Genomic DNA, 19,258 nt, shown 5'->3' with positions numbered 1-19,258 from the left:
ACGCATCCCATGGCCCTCATCAAGGAAATCGACTACGGCACCCCGATCCGCGTCTCCGACCAGAGCGTGACGCTGACGATCGACGGCCAGAGCGTGACCGTGCCCGCCGGCACCTCGGTAATGGCGGCGGCGATGCAGGCCGGCACGCAGATCCCGAAGCTCTGCGCCACCGATTCGCTCGAGCCGTTCGGCTCCTGCCGCCTCTGCCTCGTCGAGATCGACGGGCGCCGCGGCACGCCGGCCTCCTGCACGACGCCGGCCGAGACCGGCATGGTGGTGCACACCCAGTCGGACAAGCTCGCGCGCCTGCGCAAGGGCGTGATGGAGCTCTACATCTCCGATCACCCGCTCGACTGCCTGACCTGCTCGGCCAACGGCGATTGCGAGTTGCAGACCCAGGCCGGCACGGTCGGCCTGCGCGAGGTGCGCTACGGCTACGACGGCGCCAACCACGTCTCGAAGAACTCCGAGCTGTATCTTCCGAAGGACGAGTCGAACCCGTACTTCGCCTACGACCCGTCGAAGTGCATCGTCTGCAACCGTTGCGTCCGGGCCTGCGAGGAGGTGCAGGGCACCTTCGCGCTGACCATCGCCGGCCGCGGCTTCGATTCGCGGGTGGCGGCCGGTCCGACCGACTTCTTCAACTCCGAATGCGTCTCCTGCGGCGCCTGCGTGCAGGCCTGCCCGACGGCGACGCTGCAGGAGAAGTCCGTCATCGCGATGGGCCAGCCGGAGCATTCGAAGGTCACGACCTGCGCCTATTGCGGCGTCGGCTGCGCCTTCAAGGCCGAGATGCAGGGCGACCGGATCGTCCGCATGGTGCCCTACAAGGACGGCAAGGCGAACGAGGGCCATTCCTGCGTCAAGGGCCGCTTCGCCTACGGCTACGCGACCCACCAGGACCGCATCACCAAGCCGATGGTGCGCGAGAAGATCACCGATCCCTGGCGCGAGGTGTCGTGGGAGGAGGCGATCCAGCACGCGGCCTCCGCCTTCAAGCGGATCCAGGCCCAGTACGGGCGTGATTCGATCGGCGGCATCACCTCGTCGCGCTGCACCAACGAGGAGGCCTACCTCGTCCAGAAGCTGGTCCGCGCCGGTTTCGGCAACAACAACGTCGATACCTGCGCCCGGGTCTGCCACTCGCCGACCGGCTACGGGCTGATGTCGACGCTCGGCACCTCGGCCGGCACCCAGGACTTCAAGTCGGTCGAGGAGGCCGACGTGATCCTGGTGATCGGCGCCAACCCGACCGACGGCCACCCGGTCTTCGGCTCGCGGATGAAGAAGCGCCTGCGCCAGGGCGCCAAGCTGATCGTGATCGACCCGCGCCGGATCGACCTCGTCAAGTCGCCCCACATCCGGGCGACCCACCATCTTCCGGTCAAGCCGGGCGCCAACGTGGCGATGGTCAACGCGCTGGCCCACGTCGTCGTGACCGAGGGGCTGATCGACGAGGCTTACGTCCGCGAGCGCTGCGACCTCAAGGATTTCGAGATCTGGGCCCGCTTCATCGCCGACGAGCGCCACGCGCCCGAGGCGGTGCAGGAACTCACCGGCTGCGACCCGGCCGAGGTGCGGGCGGCCGCCCGGCTCTACGCCAAGGGCGGGGCCGCGGCGATCTATTACGGGCTCGGCGTCACCGAGCACAGCCAGGGCTCGACCATGGTGATGGGCATGGCGAACCTCGCCATGGCCACCGGCAATATCGGCAAGCCGGGCGCCGGCGTGAACCCGCTGCGGGGCCAGAACAACGTCCAGGGCTCCTGCGACATGGGCTCGTTCCCGCACGAGCTGACCGGCTACCGCCACGTCTCGGACGACGCGACCCGCGAGACCTTCGAGGCCCTGTGGGGCGCGCAGCTCTCGCCCGATCCGGGCCTGCGCATCACCAACATGCTCGACGAGGCGGTCGCCGGCACCTTCAAGGGCCTGTACATCCAGGGCGAGGACATCGCCCAGTCCGATCCCGACACCCACCACGTCACCGCCGGCCTGCGGGCGATGGAGTGCATCGTCGTCCAGGACCTGTTCCTGAACGAGACCGCCAAGTACGCCCACGTCTTCCTGCCCGGCGCCTCGTTCCTGGAGAAGGACGGCACCTTCACCAATGCCGAGCGGCGGATCAGCCGGGTGCGCCAGGTGATGCCGCCGATGGGCGGCTACGGCGACTGGGAGGGCACGATGCTGCTCTCGAACGCCCTCGGCTACCCGATGCACTACACCCATCCGTCCGAGATCATGGACGAGATCGCGGGGCTGACCCCGAGCTTCGCCGGCGTGTCCTACGCCAAGCTCGAAGAACTCGGCTCGATCCAGTGGCCCTGCAACGACAAGGCGCCGCAGGGCACGCCGATGATGCATGTCGACCGCTTCGTGCGGGGCCTCGGCCGGTTCATGCTCACCGAGTTCGTCGCCTCGGACGAGCGCACCACGCGGAAGTTCCCGCTGATCCTCACCACCGGCCGGATCCTGTCGCAATACAATGTCGGGGCGCAGACGCGGCGCACCGCCAACTCGCTGTGGCATCCCGAGGACGTGCTGGAGATCCACCCCTTCGATGCCGAGAGCCGCGGCATCGTCGACGGCGATCTCATCAGCCTGGAAAGCCGGTCCGGCGACATCGCCCTCAAGGCCCGGGTCACCGAGCGGATGCAGCCGGGGGCGGTCTACACCACCTTCCACCACGCCAAGACCGGCGCCAACGTCATCACCACCGACTATTCGGACTGGGCGACGAACTGCCCCGAGTACAAGGTGACGGCGGTGCAGGTTCGTCGTACCAACCGGCCTTCCGATTGGCAGGCCCGGTTCTATGAGGAAGACATCTCCCTCACCCGCATCGCCCAGACCCTCGATGCCGCCGAGTAGCGGCGTCGCGACGAGCCTCCCCGCCCCGACCCGGGTCGTCGCCTACGGGCGCGGCGACGAGCGGGACGGGGAGCGCTCGCTCGCCGTCGAGATGCCGGTGAACGTGATCTATGGCGACGTGCCCTACGCCGTCATGATGACGACGCCGGCCGACCTGGCCGACTTCGCCTACGGCTTCAGCCTGACGGAAGGGATCGTGGCGGGCGCGGACGAGATCCGTGGTGCCCGCGTCGAGACCGGGGAGGGCGGCCTGCGCCTCGTCGTCGATCTCGCCCCGGGGCGCCTGCGCGAGCACCTCGCCCGCAAGCGGGCTTTGTCGGGCCGCACCGGCTGCGGCGTCTGCGGCATCGACGACCTCAAGGACATCCCGAAGGCCGAGCGGCGGGCCGCCACCGGCGTCACGGTGTCCCTCGCGGCGGTCGAGCGGGCGTTGCAGGCCCTTGACGACCTTCAGGTGCTCGGCCGCGAGACCCGGGCGGTGCATGCCGCGGCCTGGGCCGATCGGGACGGCCAGGTCCTGGCCGTGCGCGAGGATGTCGGGCGCCACAACGCCCTCGACAAGCTGATCGGTGCGCTCCTGCGCGCCGGCACCCGCCCCGAGGACGGCTTCCTCGTCATCACCAGCCGCTGCTCGTTCGAGATGGTGGAGAAGGCCGCGAGCTTCGGGGCGGCGGTACTGGTGGCGATCTCGGCCCCGACCTCGCTCGCCGTCGAGCGCGCGGCGCTCCACGGCCTGACGCTCGCGGCGATCGCCCGCCACGACACCGTGACCCTGTTCACCGCGCCCGAGCGCCTGACCGTTCCGTGAGTTTTTCGCCATGAGTTCTCTGCAATGAGCGCCGCCCATCCCCACGAGAAGCTCGTCCGCATGGCGAACCAGATCGCCACGTTCTTTCGCTCCTACCCGGAGGACGAAGCGGTGGCGGGCATCCACAAGCACATCACGTCGTTCTGGACCCCGCGGATGCGCGACCAGCTCGTCACCCACTGCTCCGACGGGGAGCACGGTCTCGATCCGCTGGCCCTGACCGCCCTGAAGATCACCCCGAAGGCCCGCAGCCCGATCCCGAACGCGGTGACGGACCCGCACGAGCAGGGGCTGGGGGCGAGCGACGCGGGCTGAGGCGGCGCGCTTCAGGATTGGACGTTGAGCTGCCGGCACACCGGCAGATGCGCCACCCTGCGCGATCTTCGATCGCCCCTACCCCTCGCCCAGGCAAGAGAGGCGATCCCGCGCTTCATCGGCTCGGAACCGATCAGGCGGACGCGGCACCAGGCCCATTCGGCAAGCGGATCGAGAAGATCGATCCCGCCTCGCCCTCGGGACTCTCGGCGGTCGCCCGGCCGCCATGCAGCTCGGCGATGCGCTTGACGATCGAGAGCCCCAGCCCCGTTGAGCCCTCGCCGGCGGTGGGCTTGGCCGAGAGGCGCTGGAAGCGGCCGAACAGGCGGCCGATATCCTCCGGCGACAGGCCGGGCCCGTGGTCGCGCACGGCGTAGATCGTCTCGGACCCGTCCTGCACCACCGTGACGACGATCTCGGCGTCGGCCGGCGAGTACTTGATGGCGTTCGAGATCAGGTTGTCCATCGCCTCGCGCAGGCGCTCGGCGTCGCCATGCAGGGTCAGGCTGACGGGGATCTCCGAGCGCAGGGTCTGGCCCTTGGTCTCGGCGAGCGGCGCATTGGCCTGCGACACCTCCCGGGCGAGCGCGGCGACGTCGACCGGCTCGCGCCGGAGCACGATGTCGAGGGCGTCGTTCATCGCGTCGGCGATCAGCGTCTCGATCATGCCGGTGAGCCGGCGGGCGGTCTCGCGGATATGGCCGATCTGGGCGTGCATCGCCTCTGCGGGCTGCGGCCGCGCCTCGATCATGTCGCCGAGCATCTCGGCCCGGCCGAGGATGACGGAGAGCGGGTTCTTGAGGTCGTGCGCGACCGTGCCGAGGATCTCGGTCTTGAGCTGGTTGGCGCGGCGCAGGTCGGAGCGCTGCATCGCGAGGCGCCGGTTCGCCCGCATCAGCTCGCCGGTGCGCTCCACCACCCGCTGCTCCAGGCCGATATTGGCCCGCTGCAACTGCTCATAGAGGATCACGTTGTCGAAGGCGACCGACAGGCGCGAGGTGAACAGGGCGATCAGCCCGCGATCGGTCTCGGACAGCGAACGGTCGGCCTTCAGGAGGGCGACGATCTCGCTGCCGCTGGCGGTGTGGACGTAGAGCGTCGACCATTGCTCGCCGAAGGTGTGGCGCCGCTCGGTGAAGGCGCGGGCGACGATGTCCCGCACGTCGTCGTCGAGGGGCTGCTGCCTGTCGCTGCCGGCGAGGTGCTGGTAGCAGCCCGAGCCGGCGAGCACGCTGACCGCATCCTGCGGGCCGGCATGGTCGCGCAAGACCAGGATGCCCTCGCAGGCGACGTTGAGCAGCGAGCCGACCTGGGTCAGCACGCCTTCCGCCAGCCGCTGCATCGACTTGTAGTCGAGCAGCATCGGGGCGGCGTCGATGATGATCTCGAGCCCGCGCCGCGTCTCCTCCAGACGCTTGAGCTGCTGGTAGGCGCGCAGGGCCGCGGTCAGGCTGGTGAACAGCTTGTCGGCGGTGAGCTCGGTCTTCGCCTTGTAGTCGTTGATGTCGTAATCGACGATGACGCGCCGCTCCGGCGCCTGGCCGGGCTGGCCGGTGCGCAGGATGATGCGGACGGTGTCGTCCTTCAGCTCGCGCCGCACGAAGTCGACGAGCCGCAGCCCCGCATCGTCGGTCTCCATCACCACGTCGAGCAGGATCACCGCCAGGCCGCGCCGGGCCGAGAGCAGGGTCCGGGCCTCCGCCGCCGAATAGGCCGACACCAGCTCGAGCCCGGCCCCGTCGAGGCTGTAGCCGGACAGGGCGAAGCGGGTGCCCTCGTGCACCGCGGGATCGTCGTCGACCACCATGACCGGCCAGGCGGCGGCGGGTAGGCCCGCGCCGGGCTCGTCGTCCGGCAGGAAGAGGATGTCGTCGTCGCTCATCGACCGTCCGTGAGGCCTTGCCGGCGAGGCCTGCGCGGAAGAACCCGCCGGGCGTCGTTCCGCCATCCTGGCCGGCCAGCCCAGCCGGGACAAGGTCGCGCCAGACGAAGGCCACCGCTTCCTTTGATCCTCCCGGTCGCGACCGATCGGCGAGGCGACGGCATCTTGCGGCCAAGCCCGGACGATCGCGGCCGCGTCGAACACCTGACGGTCGCGACTTGTGCGCGGGAGCACATCGGCGACGGGGATGATCGTGGCGCAATGTTCGTGCAACAGAAGCCGCCTACAAGCGCCACGCTTGAAGAGAACGGAGGCACGTCATGCTTCACGTGGTCCCGGGACATGTCGGCGCCGGCGCCGCTCCCCTGACGCAGGACGCGCCCTCCTGGCGTCAGGACCTCGACGCCTTGAATGCGTTGCTGCAGGATTCGCGCTCGCGCGGCCCGAGCATCGCCCAGATCGCCGCCCTGATCGAGGCCGAGGCGCCCGGCGCGCTCTCGGCCGATTCACGCGTCCGGATCGCCGAGCGGCTCGCGCATACGCTCGCCTGAGGCCGGGGGATCCGCCCTGCAATTGGGGATCATCGTCGCGTCGTGCCCCGGCTCCGCGACGTTGCTTGCGACGACACGTGGACGGAAAGCGTTCGGCGCGGCATTGTCTCGCATGGGCCGCGAGACGTCGGGGCCGTTTCGGCACGGGGGTGCAGCGATGAGGGCGGGGCGCGGATCGCGGTGGGCGGCATCATGACGGCCCCGGCGCCGCACGTCGTGGTGGTGGACGATGAGGCCGATGCCCGCGCCATGGTGGGCGACTACCTGCGGATGCACGGGTTCGAGGTCAGCCTGTGCGACGGGGGCGGCTCCTTGCGCCGGCGGCTCGCCGAGATCGTCCCCGACCTGATCGTCCTCGACCTCAACATGCCGGAGGAGGACGGGCTGTCGATCGTGCGCGACCTCAAGGGGCGCTCGGCCGTGCCGATCATCATGCTGACCGCCACCGCGAGCCCGATCGACCGGGTGGTCGGCCTCGAGCTCGGCGCCGACGATTACCTGCCGAAGCCCTGCGAGCTGCGCGAGCTCGTCGCCCGCATCCGCTCGGTCCTGCGCCGGGCGGCGCAGGCGCGCGGGCCGGCGCCCGAGCCGGCGCCGGCGGAGGGCGGCTTCCGCTTCGGCCGGATGCGCGTCGACACCGAGACCTTGCGGCTGCGCGACGAGGCCGGCACCGAGCAGATCCTGACCCGCTCCGAATTCGCCCTGCTCAAGGCCTTCCTCGACAACCCCAAGCGCGTCCTGACCCGCGAGCGCCTGCTCGACCTCGCCGATGCCCGCGACCCCGAGGCCTTCGACCGGGCGATCGACGTGCGGATCAACCGCATCCGCAAGAAGGTCGAGCCCGATCCCGGCAACCCGCGCTTCATCAAGACCGTACGCGGCATGGGATACGTGTTCCGTCCCGACGGCGATTGAGCCCTGCCCCGCGCCCCGGGGGCTTGATGAACCGGGCCCGCCTCTCCACGCTATGGAGGAGAGAGTTCCGTCGCGAATCCGCGCGGCCGGTGGAGGTTCGTTCGCCCGCCGCCGCCGCCGAGGAGAAGGCCGTTGTCGTCCAGTCCCGCTTCCATCAGCCCCGGCCCCGATCCGGTCGCCGGCACCGTCGATCCGGTCTGGCGGCGGCTGCGCCAGGAGGCCGAGTCCGTGATGCGCGATGAGCCGCGCCTGGCCTCGTTCCTGTTCGCCAGCGTGCTCAACCACGCCACCCTCGAATCGGCGGTGGCCCACCGGGTCGCCTCGCGGCTCGGCCACCCGGCGCTCACCGCCGATCTCATCGCCCAGAGCTTCGGCGAGGCGGTGGCCGACGATCCCGGCATCGGCCAGGCCTTCCGGGCCGATATCGGCGCGGTGATCGACCGCGATCCGGCCGCCGGCCGGGCGATCGAGCCGGTCCTGTACTTCAAGGGCTTCCACGCCATCCAGGCGCACCGCCTCGGCCACTGGCTGTGGACCCGCGGCCGCCGCGACCTCGCGCTCTACCTGCAGAGCCGGTCGTCGGAGGTGTTCCAGACCGACATCCACCCGGCGGCGCGGATCGGCCGCGGCATCTTCCTCGACCACGCCACCGGCCTCGTCGTCGGCTCGACGGCGGTGATCGAGGACGAGGTCTCGATGCTGCACGACGTCACCCTCGGCGGCACCGGCAAGCATGGCGGCGATCGCCACCCGAAGATCCGCCAGGGCGTGATGATCGGCGCCGGCGCCAAGATCCTCGGCAACATCGAAGTCGGGGCCCGGGCCCGGGTCGCCGCCGGCTCGGTGGTGCTGCAGGCGGTGCCGCCCTGCACCACGGTGGTCGGCGTGCCGGCCCGGGTGGTCGGCTCGGCCGGCTGCTCCGACCCGGCCCGCGCCATGGACCAGTTCATCCACCTGATGGACGGGATCTGAGAACGCCCCCGGAGGCCCGTTTGCGGCGCAAGCCGCCTTGCCGGGCCGGCGCCGCCGTGGCAAGGCGGGGGCCTCAAGCCGCCCCCTGGAGAGCCCCCGCGGCCCGGCGGGGAGGGGGCGTCGTCGCATCCCGCGCCCGCGTGCGGGGTCCTCGTTGAAGGCGGCATGCGCCCGCGCCGGATCGCTCCGGTGGCGGGAGCCCCGCCAAGCGCGTGAAGAGGCCAGCGTGAACAAGATCGAGATGACGAAGGTGGAAGGCTACCTTCGCCGCACTTTCGCGAACCACAACATCCGGCTCGTCGGCCGCCCGAAGAAGACCGACTCGGCCGAGGTCTATATCGGTGAGGAATTCGTCGGCGTGCTGTCGGTCGACGATGAGGACGGCGACCGCTCGTTCAACTTCTCGATGGCGATCCTCGACACCGATCTCGACGAATAGTCCCGTCACGGATCGGGCGCGAACAGCCGCTCCAGCCCGGCGAGGCCGGCATTCCAGGCCGGCAGCCGCTCGGCCGAGAAGCGCAGGCGCAAAGAGAGCGTGCCGATCCGGACCTCGCTCAGGCAGGCGGCGTCCGGCTCCGGCACCCGGCCGGTGGCGCACCGCGCCGCGAAGCGCCGGCCCTCGCCTTCCGCGAGGTAGAGATCCTCGCCCTCGAACGGCGTGCCGGCCCGGAAGCGCCGGCGCATCAGCCCCTCGGGCATCGGCTGCGCCTCGGCGGTGAGGAAGCGGGCATAGCGCCGCGCCGGGCTCAACGGGGCCTCGGTCTCGGGCGCGCGGGTCGCGGTCACCCGCATCAGGCCGGGCAGGACGCTGCCGGTCAGCTCGGTCCAGGGAATCGCCAAGTCTATCCTGTTCTTGGAATCGATCCGGTCGGGCGACGCTTCGGCGGCGGTACCGGGCCGCACGATCCAGGTTGCTGGCAGCACCAGGGGCTGCGGCGTCAGCGCGCTCACCACCACCGGTCCCGACGGCGCCGGCGGGCGGGCGAGCCACGCGGCGACGAGCCCCGTCAGGCCGAGCGACCCGGCGAGCCCGAGCGCCGCCGCCAGCATCAGGCGCCGGTCGGCCGGCTGGGAGACCGGCAGGGGCGGGGCGCCGTCCGGCCGGCCGTGCAGCGTGGCGTAGGGCCGGCCGATCCGGGCCGAACGCACCCCATCCTGTTCCAGTCGCGCCGCGGTGGCGCTCAGTGCAGGCCCCATGGCGCCCGCCTCCGCTTACGTTCGATGCCATGCCCGCGAACGGGCACGCCCCGAACGTTCCGCTCCGATCGTTAACGGCTCCTTACCGAATCACCGACAGGCGCCGAATTCGCGAGGGATCCGGGTCGGAACGCGCCGGCGCCAGCCGATTCCACGCAGGGGCGATCCCGCAATGGGACCCGGGTCAGAGATCTGTGGATAACCAAAAATTAACCATCACCAAAAATCGCCCCTGGCGCAGGGTGGGACTCGGACGCCCTCGGAGTTTTCATCTTCCATGAACCTCTCGCCCTCCGCCCTCGAGCATCTGCAGACGCTGGTCCTCGGCCTTGCCTTCGCCGGGCTCCTGGCGAGCGCCTTCGAATGGGCGACGGCGCGGCGGGCGAGCTTCGGGCTGTTGTCGAGCGGCGGCCTGCTGGCGGTGGTCTCCCTGCCGCTCCTGGCCTTCGGGGCGCCGTTCATCATTCTCCGCAACACCGTGCGCGGGCGGCGGATCGAGGGACGGCCGATTCCGTTCGTGATGCTGGCGACCATCCTCGCCTGCGGCTGGGGCCTGGTCTCGGGCCGGGTGGTGCTCGATCTCGCCCACCTGGTGTCGGGGGCCTGAGCGGCGGAACGCGATCGGTTTTTCAGACGGTGCCGACACTCTCCCCCGTTATCCGGGGCAACGGTACGACGCAGTGGGTTGCGTCGGTGCGGGAGTAACGGCTGGAACGCAGGAACCTCCCTCGTCTGCGGGGGAGGGCGGTCCATGCGCCGGCAGAGGCCGGGCGCGGGGCAGCGCGACGCCGAGTCTAATACCGCCGAATAGGTGAGGGAGGGGTCGCGCTGACCGGCACGCTCGCCGTCCGCGCCGCCTCCGGGTGTCGTGTTATACCCTCGCGCCTTGGCATCGACACGTCGATGCCAAGGCGTCCGGCGCATCGGCGCCGACGCCCGTTCGGGCTTGCCTTGCGCCGTCGAACGGATCCGTTCGACGGCGCGGCGGTATTACATCGTGATCCCTGGGCCGCATGGCGGAGCCCGGGATGAGGTCGACGATGTCGACCCCGTCGGTTGGTCAGGTCAATTCCAGACCCTTCAGAACCGCGCCGTCAGGAACAGCCTGACGTTCCGGCCCGGCAGCACGATCTCGTCCTTCTTGAACGAGGCCGAGTTGCGGATGACGTCGTTGAGGAGGTTCGTCCCCTGGAGGCCGAGGGTCACCTCGCTCCAGCCGGTCACCGCCGGATCGAACGCCTTGGTGTAGCTGACCTCGGCCCGCAGGTTGTCGTAGCCCGGCGTGCGCGTCTCGTACGGCGCGGTCTCGGTATGGGCGAAGGCGTGGAGCAGGTTCACCCGCGCGTACCAGCCGTCGGCCCGGACGAACACGCCGCCGCCGACCCGGTGCGGCGGGATGCGCGGCACGTAGGTGCCGTCGTCGAAGGTGGCGCGCACGAAGTCGTACTGCGCCTCGATGCCGGCAAAGCCGTTGCCGATCGGGAGAAGATCGAGCTGCGAGCCGATCTCGGCGCCGGCGAAGGTCGCGTTCTGCTGCGAGTAGACGACCTGGGCGAGCTCGTCGTCGCTGCCGCAGCTGCCGAAATCGTCGCCGCAGCGCAGGCCCGTCAGGCGCTTGTAGATGAAGCCGGTATAGCGGGTGTAGTAGCCGGTGGCGTCGAGGCGGAACGGGCCGACGGCGCGGCGGATGCTGGCCTCGATGGTGCGGGCGCGCTCCTTCTTCAGGTTCGGGTCGCCGATCTCGAAGGTCTCGGTCGCATCGTGCGGCCCGCGGGAATACAGCTCGAAGGCGGAGGGCGCCCGCTCGACATACTGGCCGGTGAGGCTGGCGACGAAGCCCTCCGGCAGGTCCTGGAGCGCGCCGAAGCTCACGCTCTTCGGGGCGAAGCGGCGGCGGCGGCCGTAGGAGAGCGGATCCTCGCCGTCGACCGGGACGTAGTCGCCCGGGAACAGGGTCGCGGTGCCGGTCGAGCGCGCGCCTTCGATCCGGCCGGCGGCCTGCAGGCGCAGGCCCCGCTCCAGCGCCAGTTCCTCGAACAGGTAGACGGCGTTGCTGCGCGAATCGGTCGGGGCCAGGAGGCCGCCGGCCTCGCCCGAGGTGCCGATCAGCCGCCGGTCGGCCTGGAGGCCGAGGGCGCCGGTCAGCGTGCCGAGGCTGGTCAGCACCGGCACGTGCTGGATCTCGAGCCGCCCCTCCGCCTCGCGGCTCTTGAAGGTCGCCTGGATGCCGTCGATCCCGTCGCCGCCGATGCCGATCTCGTTGTGGCGGTAGGTCGAGCCGCCGGCCCAGAACCGGATCACCTCGATCGGGCCTTCGAGCGGGCGGTACTCGCCCTTGGCCTGGAGCTTGTCCTGGGTCGGATCGAGGCGGGTGCGGCTCTCGGCGGCCTCGCCGCCAGGGATCTGGTAGAGGGCGTCGTAATGGCTGAACGACAGGCCGACGAAGCCGCGGTCGAACAGGTATGACATCCCGACCGCGCCGCCCTGGGATTCGTTGGCGGAGTTGCGCTGGATGCCGAGCGGCGTCGCATAGCTGTCGGCGGCGGTGCGGAACGCGTCGGCGTGGAAGGCGACCGACTGACCGCCGGCATCGACCGTCGCGGCGGCGTTGCGGCCGTTATCGACCGAGGAATAGCCGGTGGTGACCTGGCCGGCGAGGCCGGTCGGCGGGATGAAGGTCGGGATCCGGTTGTTCTCGGCCGAGACCACGCCGCCGATCGCCTGGCTGCCGTAGCGCAGGGAGGCGGGGCCGCGGATCACCTCGATGCGGTTGGCGACCAGCGGGTTGATCGGCACGGCGTGGTCCTCGCCGAGATCCGAGACGTCGTGGACGCCGATGCCGTTCTCCTGGATCCGCACCCGGCTGGTATCGAGGCCGCGGATGATCGGCCGGCTCGCCGCCCCCGGCGCGTAGGTCGTGGCGGAGAGGCCGGGCCGGTCGAACAGCGCGTCGCCGAGCGTCCGGGGCTGCTCGCGGACGATGTCGCCTTGCGTCACCACCGTGACCGGCGAGAAGGTGGTGGTGACGACCGGCAGCACGCCGACCGGGAAGGTGCCCGACGGCCGCGTGCCCCCGCCCGCCCCGCCGGTGACCGGCGCGGCGATCGGGCTCGGCGACGACACGTCGATCGTGTCGAGGGCGATGTCCTCGGCCCTCGCCGCCGGGCCCGCGAGGGCGAAGGCGGCGGCCAGCAGCACCGGGCACGTTCCAGACGATCCGATCTTCCCCAAGGCGATCTTGCCCATGGCCATCCCTGCAAATGGTATAACATTGCATTCACGCCGCCGTGAGCGGGATGGCAAGGGGGGACTGGGCGCGTCCCGTACGAGAGGCGCCAAGCGTAACGTTATTACAACACGAGGGGCGCTCAGCCCGCGGCCAGATCCCGCCGCAGGGTCGGCAGGCCGATGCCGGCGGCGTCGAAGCCGCCATCGACCGCCAGGGTCTGGCCGGTGACGTAGCTCGCCCTCGGGCCGCACAGGTAAACGATGGCGTCGGCAATCTCGCGCTCGAGGCCGTAGCGGTTGAGCGGCACCGCATCGTGGTAATCGGCCCGGATCGCCGGGCTGTGGACCTTCTTGGCCATCGCGGTGTCCACCGGACCCGGCGCGACGGCATTCACCCGGATCCCGAGATGCGCGAGCTCGACCGCTTGCTGCTTGGTCAGGTGCTTGAGCGCCGCCTTGCTGGTGCCGTAGGCGACCCGGAGGGTCGAGGCGCGTTGCCCCGAGATCGACGTGATGTTGACGACCGCGCCACCGCCGCCCCGCGCCATCACGGGCGCCGCCGCCTGTACGCACAGGAACGGGCCGGTCAGGTTGACGGCGAGCACCCGGGCCCATTCGGCGTGGGTCGTGTCGAGGAGCGGCTTGAACACCGCGGTGCCGGCATTGTTGACCAGCGCGTCGAGGCGGCCGAACCGGGCGTCCGCGGCGGCGATTGCCGCCGCCACTGCCTTGGGGTCGGCGACGTCGGCGGTGAGCGCCATGGTGTCGTCGGCCTGGCCGAGTTCCGCCACCGCGCGGCTTTGCGCCTCGCCGTCGATGTCGAGGAGGGCGACGCGCCAGCCCTCCTCCAGGAACAGGGTTGCCGCGGCGAGCCCGATCCCCCGCGCCGCGCCGGTGACCAGGGCCACCTTCCGCTCAGCCGACATGCCGTGTCCTCCCGTTGTTATGCCCCGTGCATCGCGGCCGGGGGCCGGCAGGTCAAGCCGGGTCCGGCGTCAGGCCCGGTCGGGTTTCGCGTTGCGTGCCATGAAGCTCTCGGCCGAGCCGGTGGCCGGATCGACGAAGATCACGTCGGTCGGCGCGCGGCGCGGCGTGTCGACGGAGAGGAACACCACCGGCTCCTCGGTGAGCGTCGGCAGCGCGTGGACGATGCCGCGCTCGAAGAACAGCAGCTGGCCCGGGCCGAACGTCGCCTCGTCGGAAGCGTCGCCGATCCAGAACGTGCCGCGGCCGGAGAGCACGCAGAGGTACTCGTCGCAGCCCGCGTGGTAATGGGCCGGCGTCGGCCGGTAGACCCGGAACACCCGGGCGCTCGCCGCCGGCCGGTCGGTCAGGTAGGTGTCGACCAGCATCGTGGTCGCGTGGGCGGGCAGGGCGGCGGCGATCGCCCCGATGTCGAAGCGGCCGCTCTGCGGTCCCGCCCCCGGATCGTCGTCGGCCATCGCGTCCTCCCGTCTCACGCCCCGCGATCCGCCACGCTAGCGCAGCTCCTGGCCGAGCGGGAGGGGCGGGCAGGCTGGGGCTGGGCGCATCGGTCGCGGGCAATTTTTTAGAAGCCCCTTATTCTTCGTTCTTGACGGAATGCCGGCGCCGGCTACCCTCGCGTGCAATTCGCCGCCAACAGGCGAAGCTGAGCCAAATAGGGAGGATAATGGATGCCAGCATCCATGCCGCTCGTCGATGCCGTCACGGCCACGCCATGCCGTTGATGACGCGTCCCCTTTATTTCTGGAAGGTCGCCGCAGGCGTGGCCGTTGCCTTGTGTCTGGGCCGTGTCCCGGCATTCGCCGGCGACATCGACGTGGTGCATGCCTTCGTCGCCCCGACCGAGACGGTCGGCTCCGACATTCCGCTGCACCTGACAGTGACGAACCGCGCCACCGAGGCCGATTCCCTCGTGCGCTTCCGGTGTCCGTTCGCGAATTTCAGCGAGCGGGTCACGGTCGACAAGGGCGGCGAGGGCCCGCCCTCCAAGCGCCCGATCCAGACCATCGCCGTCAAGGCCGCGGGCGAGACCGCGCTGACCCCGGAGGGCATGCACGTGATGCTGCTCCAGACCCGCCAGCCCCTGGTCGCGGGCGAGCGCTTCACCTGCCAGGCGAGCTTCCGCAAGGCCGGCGCCGTCGAGGTGCCGGTGGAGGTCCGTGCCTCGAGATAGGAAATTATACCTAAAACGCCCGGCAGCATGGCGGCCCGCGCTGAGGCGACGACAAACCGAACGGGGCCGCCCGGAGGAGACGACCATGACGAAGACCCGCAACCTGCGGCGCATCCTCGCCGCCACCTCGCTCGCCGCCTTGACGGCCGGTGCTCCGTCCGCCGCTCCAGCGCTCGCCGCCGAGGGCGGCGTCACGCAGGAGCGCCTGCTCAACGCCGACAAGGAAGAGGGCAACTGGCTTCATCACCACAAGAACTTCGCCGGTCACCGCTACTCGACGCTGAACCAGATCAACAAGGGCAACGTCAAGAATCTCAAGGTCGCCTGGACGATGCATCTCGGCGGCATCGAGGGCGGCGGCATCTGGAGCCATGGCGGGCTCGAGGCGACGCCGATCGTCGAGAACGGCATGATGTACGTCACCGACGGCTGGGGCTCGGTCTACAAGATCGACACCCGCGGCGGCGAGGGCAAGCTCGTCTGGAAGATGGATCCGAAGACCGATCGCGAATGGGCCGGCGCGGTCGCCTGCTGCGGCGTCAACAACCGCGGCGTCGCCCTCTGGGCCGATCTCGTGATCAGCCACACCCTCGACGGGCGCCTGATCGCCACCAACAAGGAGACCGGCCAGGTCGCGTGGCAGCATCAGGTCGCCGATCCGGACAAGGGCGAGACGATCACCGGCGCGCCGCTCATCGTGAAGGGCCTGGCGATCTCCGGCGTCGGCGGCGCCGAGTACGGCATCCGCGGCTGGATCGCCGCCACCGACATCAAGACCGGCAAGGAGGTCTGGCGCACCTACACCATCCCGGGCAAGGGCGAGCCGGGCTACGAGACCTGGAAGGGCCCGAACAACGCGGCGGTCAGCGGCGGCGGCTCGACCTGGGTCACCGGCACCTACGACCCGGACACCGACACCATCGTGTGGGGCACCGGCAATCCGGGCCCGGACTGGGACAACGCCTACCGCCCCGGCGACAACCTCTACACCGACTCGACGCTCGCCCTCGACGCCACGACCGGCAAGATCAAGTGGCACTTCCAGCACACGCCGAACGACCCCTACGATTATGACAGCGTGTCGGAGAACCTGCTCGTCGATGTCGGCGGGCGCAAGCTCGCCATCGAGGCCGACCGCAACGGCCACGCCTACGCGGTCGACCGCACAAACGGCCAGTTCCTGTGGGCGACGCCGTTCGTCAAGAAGGTGACCTGGACCAAGGGCATCAACCCCGATACCGGCAAGCCGTTCGAGTACGATCCGAACAAGGACGTGCAGCGCTACAACCCGGCGGCGACGCCTTCGGCCGAGAACAAGAACGCCGATTTCTGCCCCGGCAACATGGGCGGCAAGAACTGGCCGCCGACCGCCTACAACCCGAACCTGCAATACTGGTACATCCCGGTCATCGAGAGCTGCAACCGCGTCACCCACGAGGCGATGACGCAGGCCAACCTCAAGCCGCGGGAGTTCTTCACCGGCGGCGGGCCGAGCCAGCCGTTCCGGATCACCGGCAGCGTGACGGCGATCGACGTGAAGACCGGCAAGGTCGCCGGCAAGCACGAGACCCAGTTCCCGCTGCTGGGCGGCATGCTGGCGACGCCCGACCTCGTCTTCACCGGCGAGCCCTCGGGCGGGGTGATGGCGATGGATGCCAAGAGCCTCGAGAAGCTGTGGGAGTTCCGCACCGGCGGCGGCGTCAACGCGCCGCCGATGACCTTCACGGTCGACGGCAAGCAGTACATGGCGATCCTGGTCGGCCTCGGCGGTGCCTGGGACAAGTGGTTCATCGATTCGACCCCGGAGCTGAAGAACATCCAGACCGGATCGATGCTCTACGTCTTCGCCCTCTGAGCGGAATCCCTTCGGGAGGCGGGGCGCGGTCGAGCGCCCCGCCGCCTCAAGAGTTCATGGGCACGAGGTTCATGCGGATGCGGACAATGGTGTTGCCGGTGCTGCTCGTCGGCTGGGCGCTCGCCGCCCCGGCCTGGGCGCAATCGGCCCGGACCAGCGCGGGCGAGGGCGACCTCGCGGTGTTCAAGAAGGCCTGCTCGGGCTGCCACAAGTGGCATGGCGGCGGCGGGGGCGGCTATGGCGGCGAGGCCCTGTCGCTGCGCAAGACGCAGCTCGACAAGGATCAGGTCGCCGAGGTGGTGCGCTGCGGCCGACCCGGCACCGGCATGCCCTACCACCTGCGCGGCGCCTACGACACGGTGAAGTGCTTCGATTCGCTGAAGGCCGATATGGGCACGAACATGCCGCCGGAGACGGCGGTGTTCCTGCGCGCCCCGGAGATCGACGCGGTGGCGACCTACGTCGTCACCCAGCTCAAGGGCAAGGGCGAGCCGACCCTGGAGGAATGCACCGCCTTCTTCGGCGCCACCTCCCGGGCCTGCGACATCTACCGCAAGAAGGAGGGCTCCGATGCTCCGTCGGCCTTGCACTGAACTCGCGGCTCTCCTCGCGCTCATCTGCGCCGGCCCGGTGCTCGCCGCCGGCCCGGATGCGCCCGACCTGCGCGACATCCGGGTCGGGATGCCGGTCTCGGAGATCTCGCCCAAGGGCTATGCCGACCTCGCCTGCCGCGAGGGCGCGCCGGCCCGCACGCTGTCCGGATGGGGCGACTGGCGCGGCTGCCCGGCGGATACCAAAGGGCTGCGCGCCATCGGCTTCTCCTACGCCGAGGGCACCACCCGCAACGGCACGAGGGTCGGCGGCCATCCGGCCCGCCTGACGCTGCTCGTCGGCGACGACGCCCGGGTCGACGGGCTGGTCATCGAGACCGACGACGCGGTGCCGCTCTACCTGCGCAAGAAGGGCCACCTGCTCGGGCTCCAGGCCCGCGGCCATTGGGGCGAGGACGGCTGGACCTGCGCCGAGGGCAAGCCCGCCGGCGACGAGACCCCGCTCGGCGAGACCTTCGTCAAGGAGGAATGCCGCAAGGCCCTGGGGCCGAAGAGCGTGACGGTGACCCGCGACCTCTACAGCCATGTCGGCGCCGACCCGCGCGCCTTCATAAGCCGCAGCCGGATCGTGGTGGCGGCGACGCAGTAGGCCGGGCGATCGCAGGCCGGCCCGGCGGGTGGCGGGACGGGCCCCGTCCCCGGCGCGCCCCCGGCCGGCGCCCGCCCGGGTTGTCGTCGCCTGGTCGGCGCCTAAGACACCCCTCATCCCGCGGCAATCCGGGCCGCCGCGCGGCCCGGCGAACGGATGAGGGTTCTCCCATGGAATACCGGCAGTTCGGCCGTTCCGGCCTCAAGGTCCCGGTCCTGAGCCTCGGCACCGGCACGTTCGGCGGCAGCAACGAGTTCTTCCAGCGCTGGGGCCAGACCGACGTCGCCGAGGCGAGCCGGATGGTCGACCTGTGCCTCGATGCCGGCGTCAATTTCTTCGACACCGCCGACGTCTACTCGCAGGGCGCGTCCGAGGAGATCCTCGGCCAGGCGCTCAAGGGCAAGCGCGACCGGGCGCTGATCTCCACCAAGGCGACCTTCCCGACGGGCGAGGGCCCGAACGAGAAGGGCTCGTCGCGCTACCACCTGGTGCGCGCCTGCGAGGCCAGCCTGAAGCGCCTCGGCACCGACCATATCGACGTCTACTTCATGCACGGCTTCGACGCGCTCACCCCCGTCGACGAGACCCTGCGCGCCCTCGACGATCTCGTCCGGGCCGGCAAGATCGGCTATATCGGCGCCTCGAACTTCTCCGGCTGGCAGCTGATGAAGGCGCTCGGCACCTCCGAGCGCTACGGGCTCGCGCGCTACGTCGCCTATCAGGGCTATTACTCGCTGGTCGGCCGGCACTACGAGTGGGAGCTGATGCCGCTCGGCCTCGACCAGGGCGTCGCCCTGATGGTCTGGAGCCCGCTCGGCTGGGGCCGCCTCACCGGCAAGATCCGCCGCGGCGCCAATGCCAGCGGCCGGATCGCCGCCGGCGGCGCCGAGGGCGGGCCGCCGGTCGCCGACGAGGCGCTGTTCCGGATCGTCGACGTCCTCGACGCGGTCGCGGCCGAGACCGGACGCAAGCCGGCGCAGGTGGCGCTCAACTGGCTGCTCAGCCGCCCGACGGTGGCCAACATCGTCGTCGGTGCCCGCAACGAGGAGCAGCTGACGCAGAATCTCGGCGCCGTCGGCTGGACCCTCGACCCGGCCCAGATCGCCCGCCTCGACGCGGCGAGCCAGGAGACGCCGATCTACCCCTACTGGCACCAGAAGGGATTCGACGAGCGCAATCCGAAACCCACGACCTGGTAAGGATACAACTTAAAACTGCATACGTACGATTGCACGAGACTGTCTCGTGCATCGCGCCGGGCGGCAGCCTGCGGTAGACAGACGGTTCGTCGCACCCCGGGCTG

General features: G+C 70.4%; 18 protein-coding genes. 13 read left to right on the top strand and 5 right to left on the bottom strand.

The features are described 5' to 3' along the window. Positions 1 to 9 precede the first annotated feature (9 nt). The 3 genes from fdhF to FF100_RS23675 are packed head-to-tail and all read left to right on the top strand — an operon-like array spanning position 10 to position 3,994. Positions 10 to 2,871, top strand: coding sequence for a formate dehydrogenase subunit alpha (fdhF, locus tag FF100_RS23685; RefSeq protein ID WP_139038227.1), 2,862 nt, complete (start codon positions 10 to 12; stop codon positions 2,869 to 2,871). After that, on the top strand, positions 2,858 to 3,679 hold the full coding sequence (gene fdhD / locus FF100_RS23680; protein ID WP_246102284.1) for a formate dehydrogenase accessory sulfurtransferase FdhD: 822 nt from the start codon (positions 2,858 to 2,860) through the stop codon (positions 3,677 to 3,679). The genes fdhF and fdhD overlap by 14 nt, the downstream gene beginning before the upstream one ends. Positions 3,680 to 3,703: 24 nt before the next feature. Then, positions 3,704 to 3,994 (top strand): formate dehydrogenase subunit delta, encoded by a 291-nt coding sequence (locus FF100_RS23675; protein WP_139038225.1) that lies wholly within the window; start codon positions 3,704 to 3,706, stop codon positions 3,992 to 3,994. A gap of 133 nt (positions 3,995 to 4,127) precedes the next feature. Here FF100_RS23675 and FF100_RS23670 read toward each other — a convergent pair whose 3' ends face one another. Then, positions 4,128 to 5,876 (bottom strand): ATP-binding response regulator, encoded by a 1,749-nt coding sequence (locus FF100_RS23670; protein ID WP_139038224.1) that lies wholly within the window; start codon positions 5,874 to 5,876, stop codon positions 4,128 to 4,130. Positions 5,877 to 6,196: 320 nt separating this feature from the next. Between FF100_RS23670 and FF100_RS23665 the strand changes: the two genes are divergently transcribed. From FF100_RS23665 to FF100_RS23650, 4 genes are all read left to right on the top strand, one after another. Then, positions 6,197 to 6,427 carry a hypothetical protein gene (locus FF100_RS23665; protein WP_139038223.1) on the top strand — a complete coding sequence of 77 codons (231 nt, stop codon included), beginning with the start codon at positions 6,197 to 6,199 and terminating at the stop codon, positions 6,425 to 6,427. Positions 6,428 to 6,619: 192 nt separating this feature from the next. Continuing rightward, positions 6,620 to 7,342 carry a response regulator gene (locus FF100_RS23660; protein WP_139038222.1) on the top strand — a complete coding sequence of 241 codons (723 nt, stop codon included), beginning with the start codon at positions 6,620 to 6,622 and terminating at the stop codon, positions 7,340 to 7,342. A gap of 132 nt (positions 7,343 to 7,474) precedes the next feature. Continuing rightward, on the top strand, positions 7,475 to 8,314 hold the full coding sequence (cysE, locus tag FF100_RS23655) for a serine O-acetyltransferase (protein ID WP_139038221.1): 840 nt from the start codon (positions 7,475 to 7,477) through the stop codon (positions 8,312 to 8,314). Between the two features lie 241 nt (positions 8,315 to 8,555). Then, positions 8,556 to 8,753 carry a DUF3126 family protein gene (locus tag FF100_RS23650; RefSeq protein WP_425463345.1) on the top strand — a complete coding sequence of 66 codons (198 nt, stop codon included), beginning with the start codon at positions 8,556 to 8,558 and terminating at the stop codon, positions 8,751 to 8,753. Between the two features lie 5 nt (positions 8,754 to 8,758). Here the strand turns inward: FF100_RS23650 and FF100_RS23645 are convergent, their stop codons facing one another. Next, a complete protein-coding gene (locus FF100_RS23645; protein ID WP_139038219.1) occupies positions 8,759 to 9,514 on the bottom strand; it encodes a hypothetical protein in 756 nt (251 codons plus the stop codon). Between the two features lie 277 nt (positions 9,515 to 9,791). Here FF100_RS23645 and FF100_RS23640 point away from each other — a divergent pair, with 277 nt between their 5' ends. Further along, complete coding sequence (locus FF100_RS23640; RefSeq protein WP_139038218.1) at positions 9,792 to 10,121, top strand: DUF6949 family protein; 330 nt, start codon at positions 9,792 to 9,794, stop codon at positions 10,119 to 10,121. Between the two features lie 473 nt (positions 10,122 to 10,594). Here FF100_RS23640 and FF100_RS23635 read toward each other — a convergent pair whose 3' ends face one another. The 3 genes from FF100_RS23635 to FF100_RS23625 all read right to left on the bottom strand — a co-directional run bounded on the left by FF100_RS23635 (position 10,595) and on the right by FF100_RS23625 (position 14,184). Beyond that, on the bottom strand, positions 10,595 to 12,760 hold the full coding sequence (locus FF100_RS23635; protein ID WP_139038217.1) for a TonB-dependent receptor: 2,166 nt from the start codon (positions 12,758 to 12,760) through the stop codon (positions 10,595 to 10,597). Between the two features lie 122 nt (positions 12,761 to 12,882). After that, a complete protein-coding gene (locus FF100_RS23630; protein WP_139038216.1) occupies positions 12,883 to 13,668 on the bottom strand; it encodes an SDR family NAD(P)-dependent oxidoreductase in 786 nt (261 codons plus the stop codon). A 69-nt stretch (positions 13,669 to 13,737) separates the two neighbouring features. Continuing rightward, entirely contained in the window at positions 13,738 to 14,184 is a 447-nt protein-coding gene (locus tag FF100_RS23625; protein ID WP_139038215.1) for a cupin domain-containing protein, read from the bottom strand. Between the two features lie 209 nt (positions 14,185 to 14,393). Here FF100_RS23625 and FF100_RS23620 point away from each other — a divergent pair, with 209 nt between their 5' ends. From FF100_RS23620 to FF100_RS23600, 5 genes are all read left to right on the top strand, one after another. Then, positions 14,394 to 14,900, top strand: a complete 507-nt coding sequence (locus tag FF100_RS23620; RefSeq protein ID WP_139038214.1) for a copper chaperone PCu(A)C — start codon at positions 14,394 to 14,396, stop codon at positions 14,898 to 14,900. An 85-nt stretch (positions 14,901 to 14,985) separates the two neighbouring features. Continuing rightward, on the top strand, positions 14,986 to 16,755 hold the full coding sequence (locus tag FF100_RS23615) for a PQQ-dependent dehydrogenase, methanol/ethanol family (RefSeq protein WP_139038213.1): 1,770 nt from the start codon (positions 14,986 to 14,988) through the stop codon (positions 16,753 to 16,755). A 71-nt stretch (positions 16,756 to 16,826) separates the two neighbouring features. Beyond that, on the top strand, positions 16,827 to 17,348 hold the full coding sequence (locus FF100_RS23610) for a c-type cytochrome (RefSeq protein WP_246102282.1): 522 nt from the start codon (positions 16,827 to 16,829) through the stop codon (positions 17,346 to 17,348). Continuing rightward, the gene (locus FF100_RS23605; RefSeq protein WP_139038212.1) at positions 17,326 to 17,955 is read left to right on the top strand and encodes a hypothetical protein; all 630 of its coding nucleotides are present in this window, start codon (positions 17,326 to 17,328) and stop codon (positions 17,953 to 17,955) included. The genes FF100_RS23610 and FF100_RS23605 overlap by 23 nt, the downstream gene beginning before the upstream one ends. Positions 17,956 to 18,125: 170 nt before the next feature. Continuing rightward, positions 18,126 to 19,154, top strand: a complete 1,029-nt coding sequence (locus FF100_RS23600; RefSeq protein WP_139038211.1) for an aldo/keto reductase — start codon at positions 18,126 to 18,128, stop codon at positions 19,152 to 19,154. Positions 19,155 to 19,258: the final 104 nt, after the last annotated feature.

Source organism: Methylobacterium terricola, from assembly GCF_006151805.1.
Taxonomy (GTDB): Bacteria; Pseudomonadota; Alphaproteobacteria; order Rhizobiales; family Beijerinckiaceae; genus Methylobacterium; species Methylobacterium terricola.
This window is presented reverse-complemented; position numbering and strand designations above follow the sequence as displayed.

Excerpts from the sequence above, each read along its gene's own strand:
- FF100_RS23645 (WP_139038219.1), bottom strand. The coding sequence starts at position 9,514 with ATGGGGCCTGCACTGAGCGCCACCGCGGCGCGACTGGAACAGGATGGG.
- FF100_RS23670 (WP_139038224.1), bottom strand. The coding sequence starts at position 5,876 with ATGAGCGACGACGACATCCTCTTCCTGCCGGACGACGAGCCCGGCGCG.
- FF100_RS23630 (WP_139038216.1), bottom strand. The coding sequence starts at position 13,668 with ATGTCGGCTGAGCGGAAGGTGGCCCTGGTCACCGGCGCGGCGCGGGGG.
- FF100_RS23625 (WP_139038215.1), bottom strand. The coding sequence starts at position 14,184 with ATGGCCGACGACGATCCGGGGGCGGGACCGCAGAGCGGCCGCTTCGAC.
- fdhD (WP_246102284.1), top strand. The coding sequence starts at position 2,858 with ATGCCGCCGAGTAGCGGCGTCGCGACGAGCCTCCCCGCCCCGACCCGG.
- FF100_RS23635 (WP_139038217.1), bottom strand. The coding sequence starts at position 12,760 with ATGGGCAAGATCGCCTTGGGGAAGATCGGATCGTCTGGAACGTGCCCG.
- FF100_RS23665 (WP_139038223.1), top strand. The coding sequence starts at position 6,197 with ATGCTTCACGTGGTCCCGGGACATGTCGGCGCCGGCGCCGCTCCCCTG.
- fdhF (WP_139038227.1), top strand. The coding sequence starts at position 10 with ATGGCCCTCATCAAGGAAATCGACTACGGCACCCCGATCCGCGTCTCC.
- FF100_RS23620 (WP_139038214.1), top strand. The coding sequence starts at position 14,394 with ATGGATGCCAGCATCCATGCCGCTCGTCGATGCCGTCACGGCCACGCC.
- FF100_RS23605 (WP_139038212.1), top strand. The coding sequence starts at position 17,326 with ATGCTCCGTCGGCCTTGCACTGAACTCGCGGCTCTCCTCGCGCTCATC.
- FF100_RS23610 (WP_246102282.1), top strand. The coding sequence starts at position 16,827 with ATGCGGATGCGGACAATGGTGTTGCCGGTGCTGCTCGTCGGCTGGGCG.
- FF100_RS23640 (WP_139038218.1), top strand. The coding sequence starts at position 9,792 with ATGAACCTCTCGCCCTCCGCCCTCGAGCATCTGCAGACGCTGGTCCTC.
- FF100_RS23615 (WP_139038213.1), top strand. The coding sequence starts at position 14,986 with ATGACGAAGACCCGCAACCTGCGGCGCATCCTCGCCGCCACCTCGCTC.
- FF100_RS23660 (WP_139038222.1), top strand. The coding sequence starts at position 6,620 with ATGACGGCCCCGGCGCCGCACGTCGTGGTGGTGGACGATGAGGCCGAT.
- FF100_RS23675 (WP_139038225.1), top strand. The coding sequence starts at position 3,704 with ATGAGCGCCGCCCATCCCCACGAGAAGCTCGTCCGCATGGCGAACCAG.
- FF100_RS23600 (WP_139038211.1), top strand. The coding sequence starts at position 18,126 with ATGGAATACCGGCAGTTCGGCCGTTCCGGCCTCAAGGTCCCGGTCCTG.
- FF100_RS23650 (WP_425463345.1), top strand. The coding sequence starts at position 8,556 with ATGACGAAGGTGGAAGGCTACCTTCGCCGCACTTTCGCGAACCACAAC.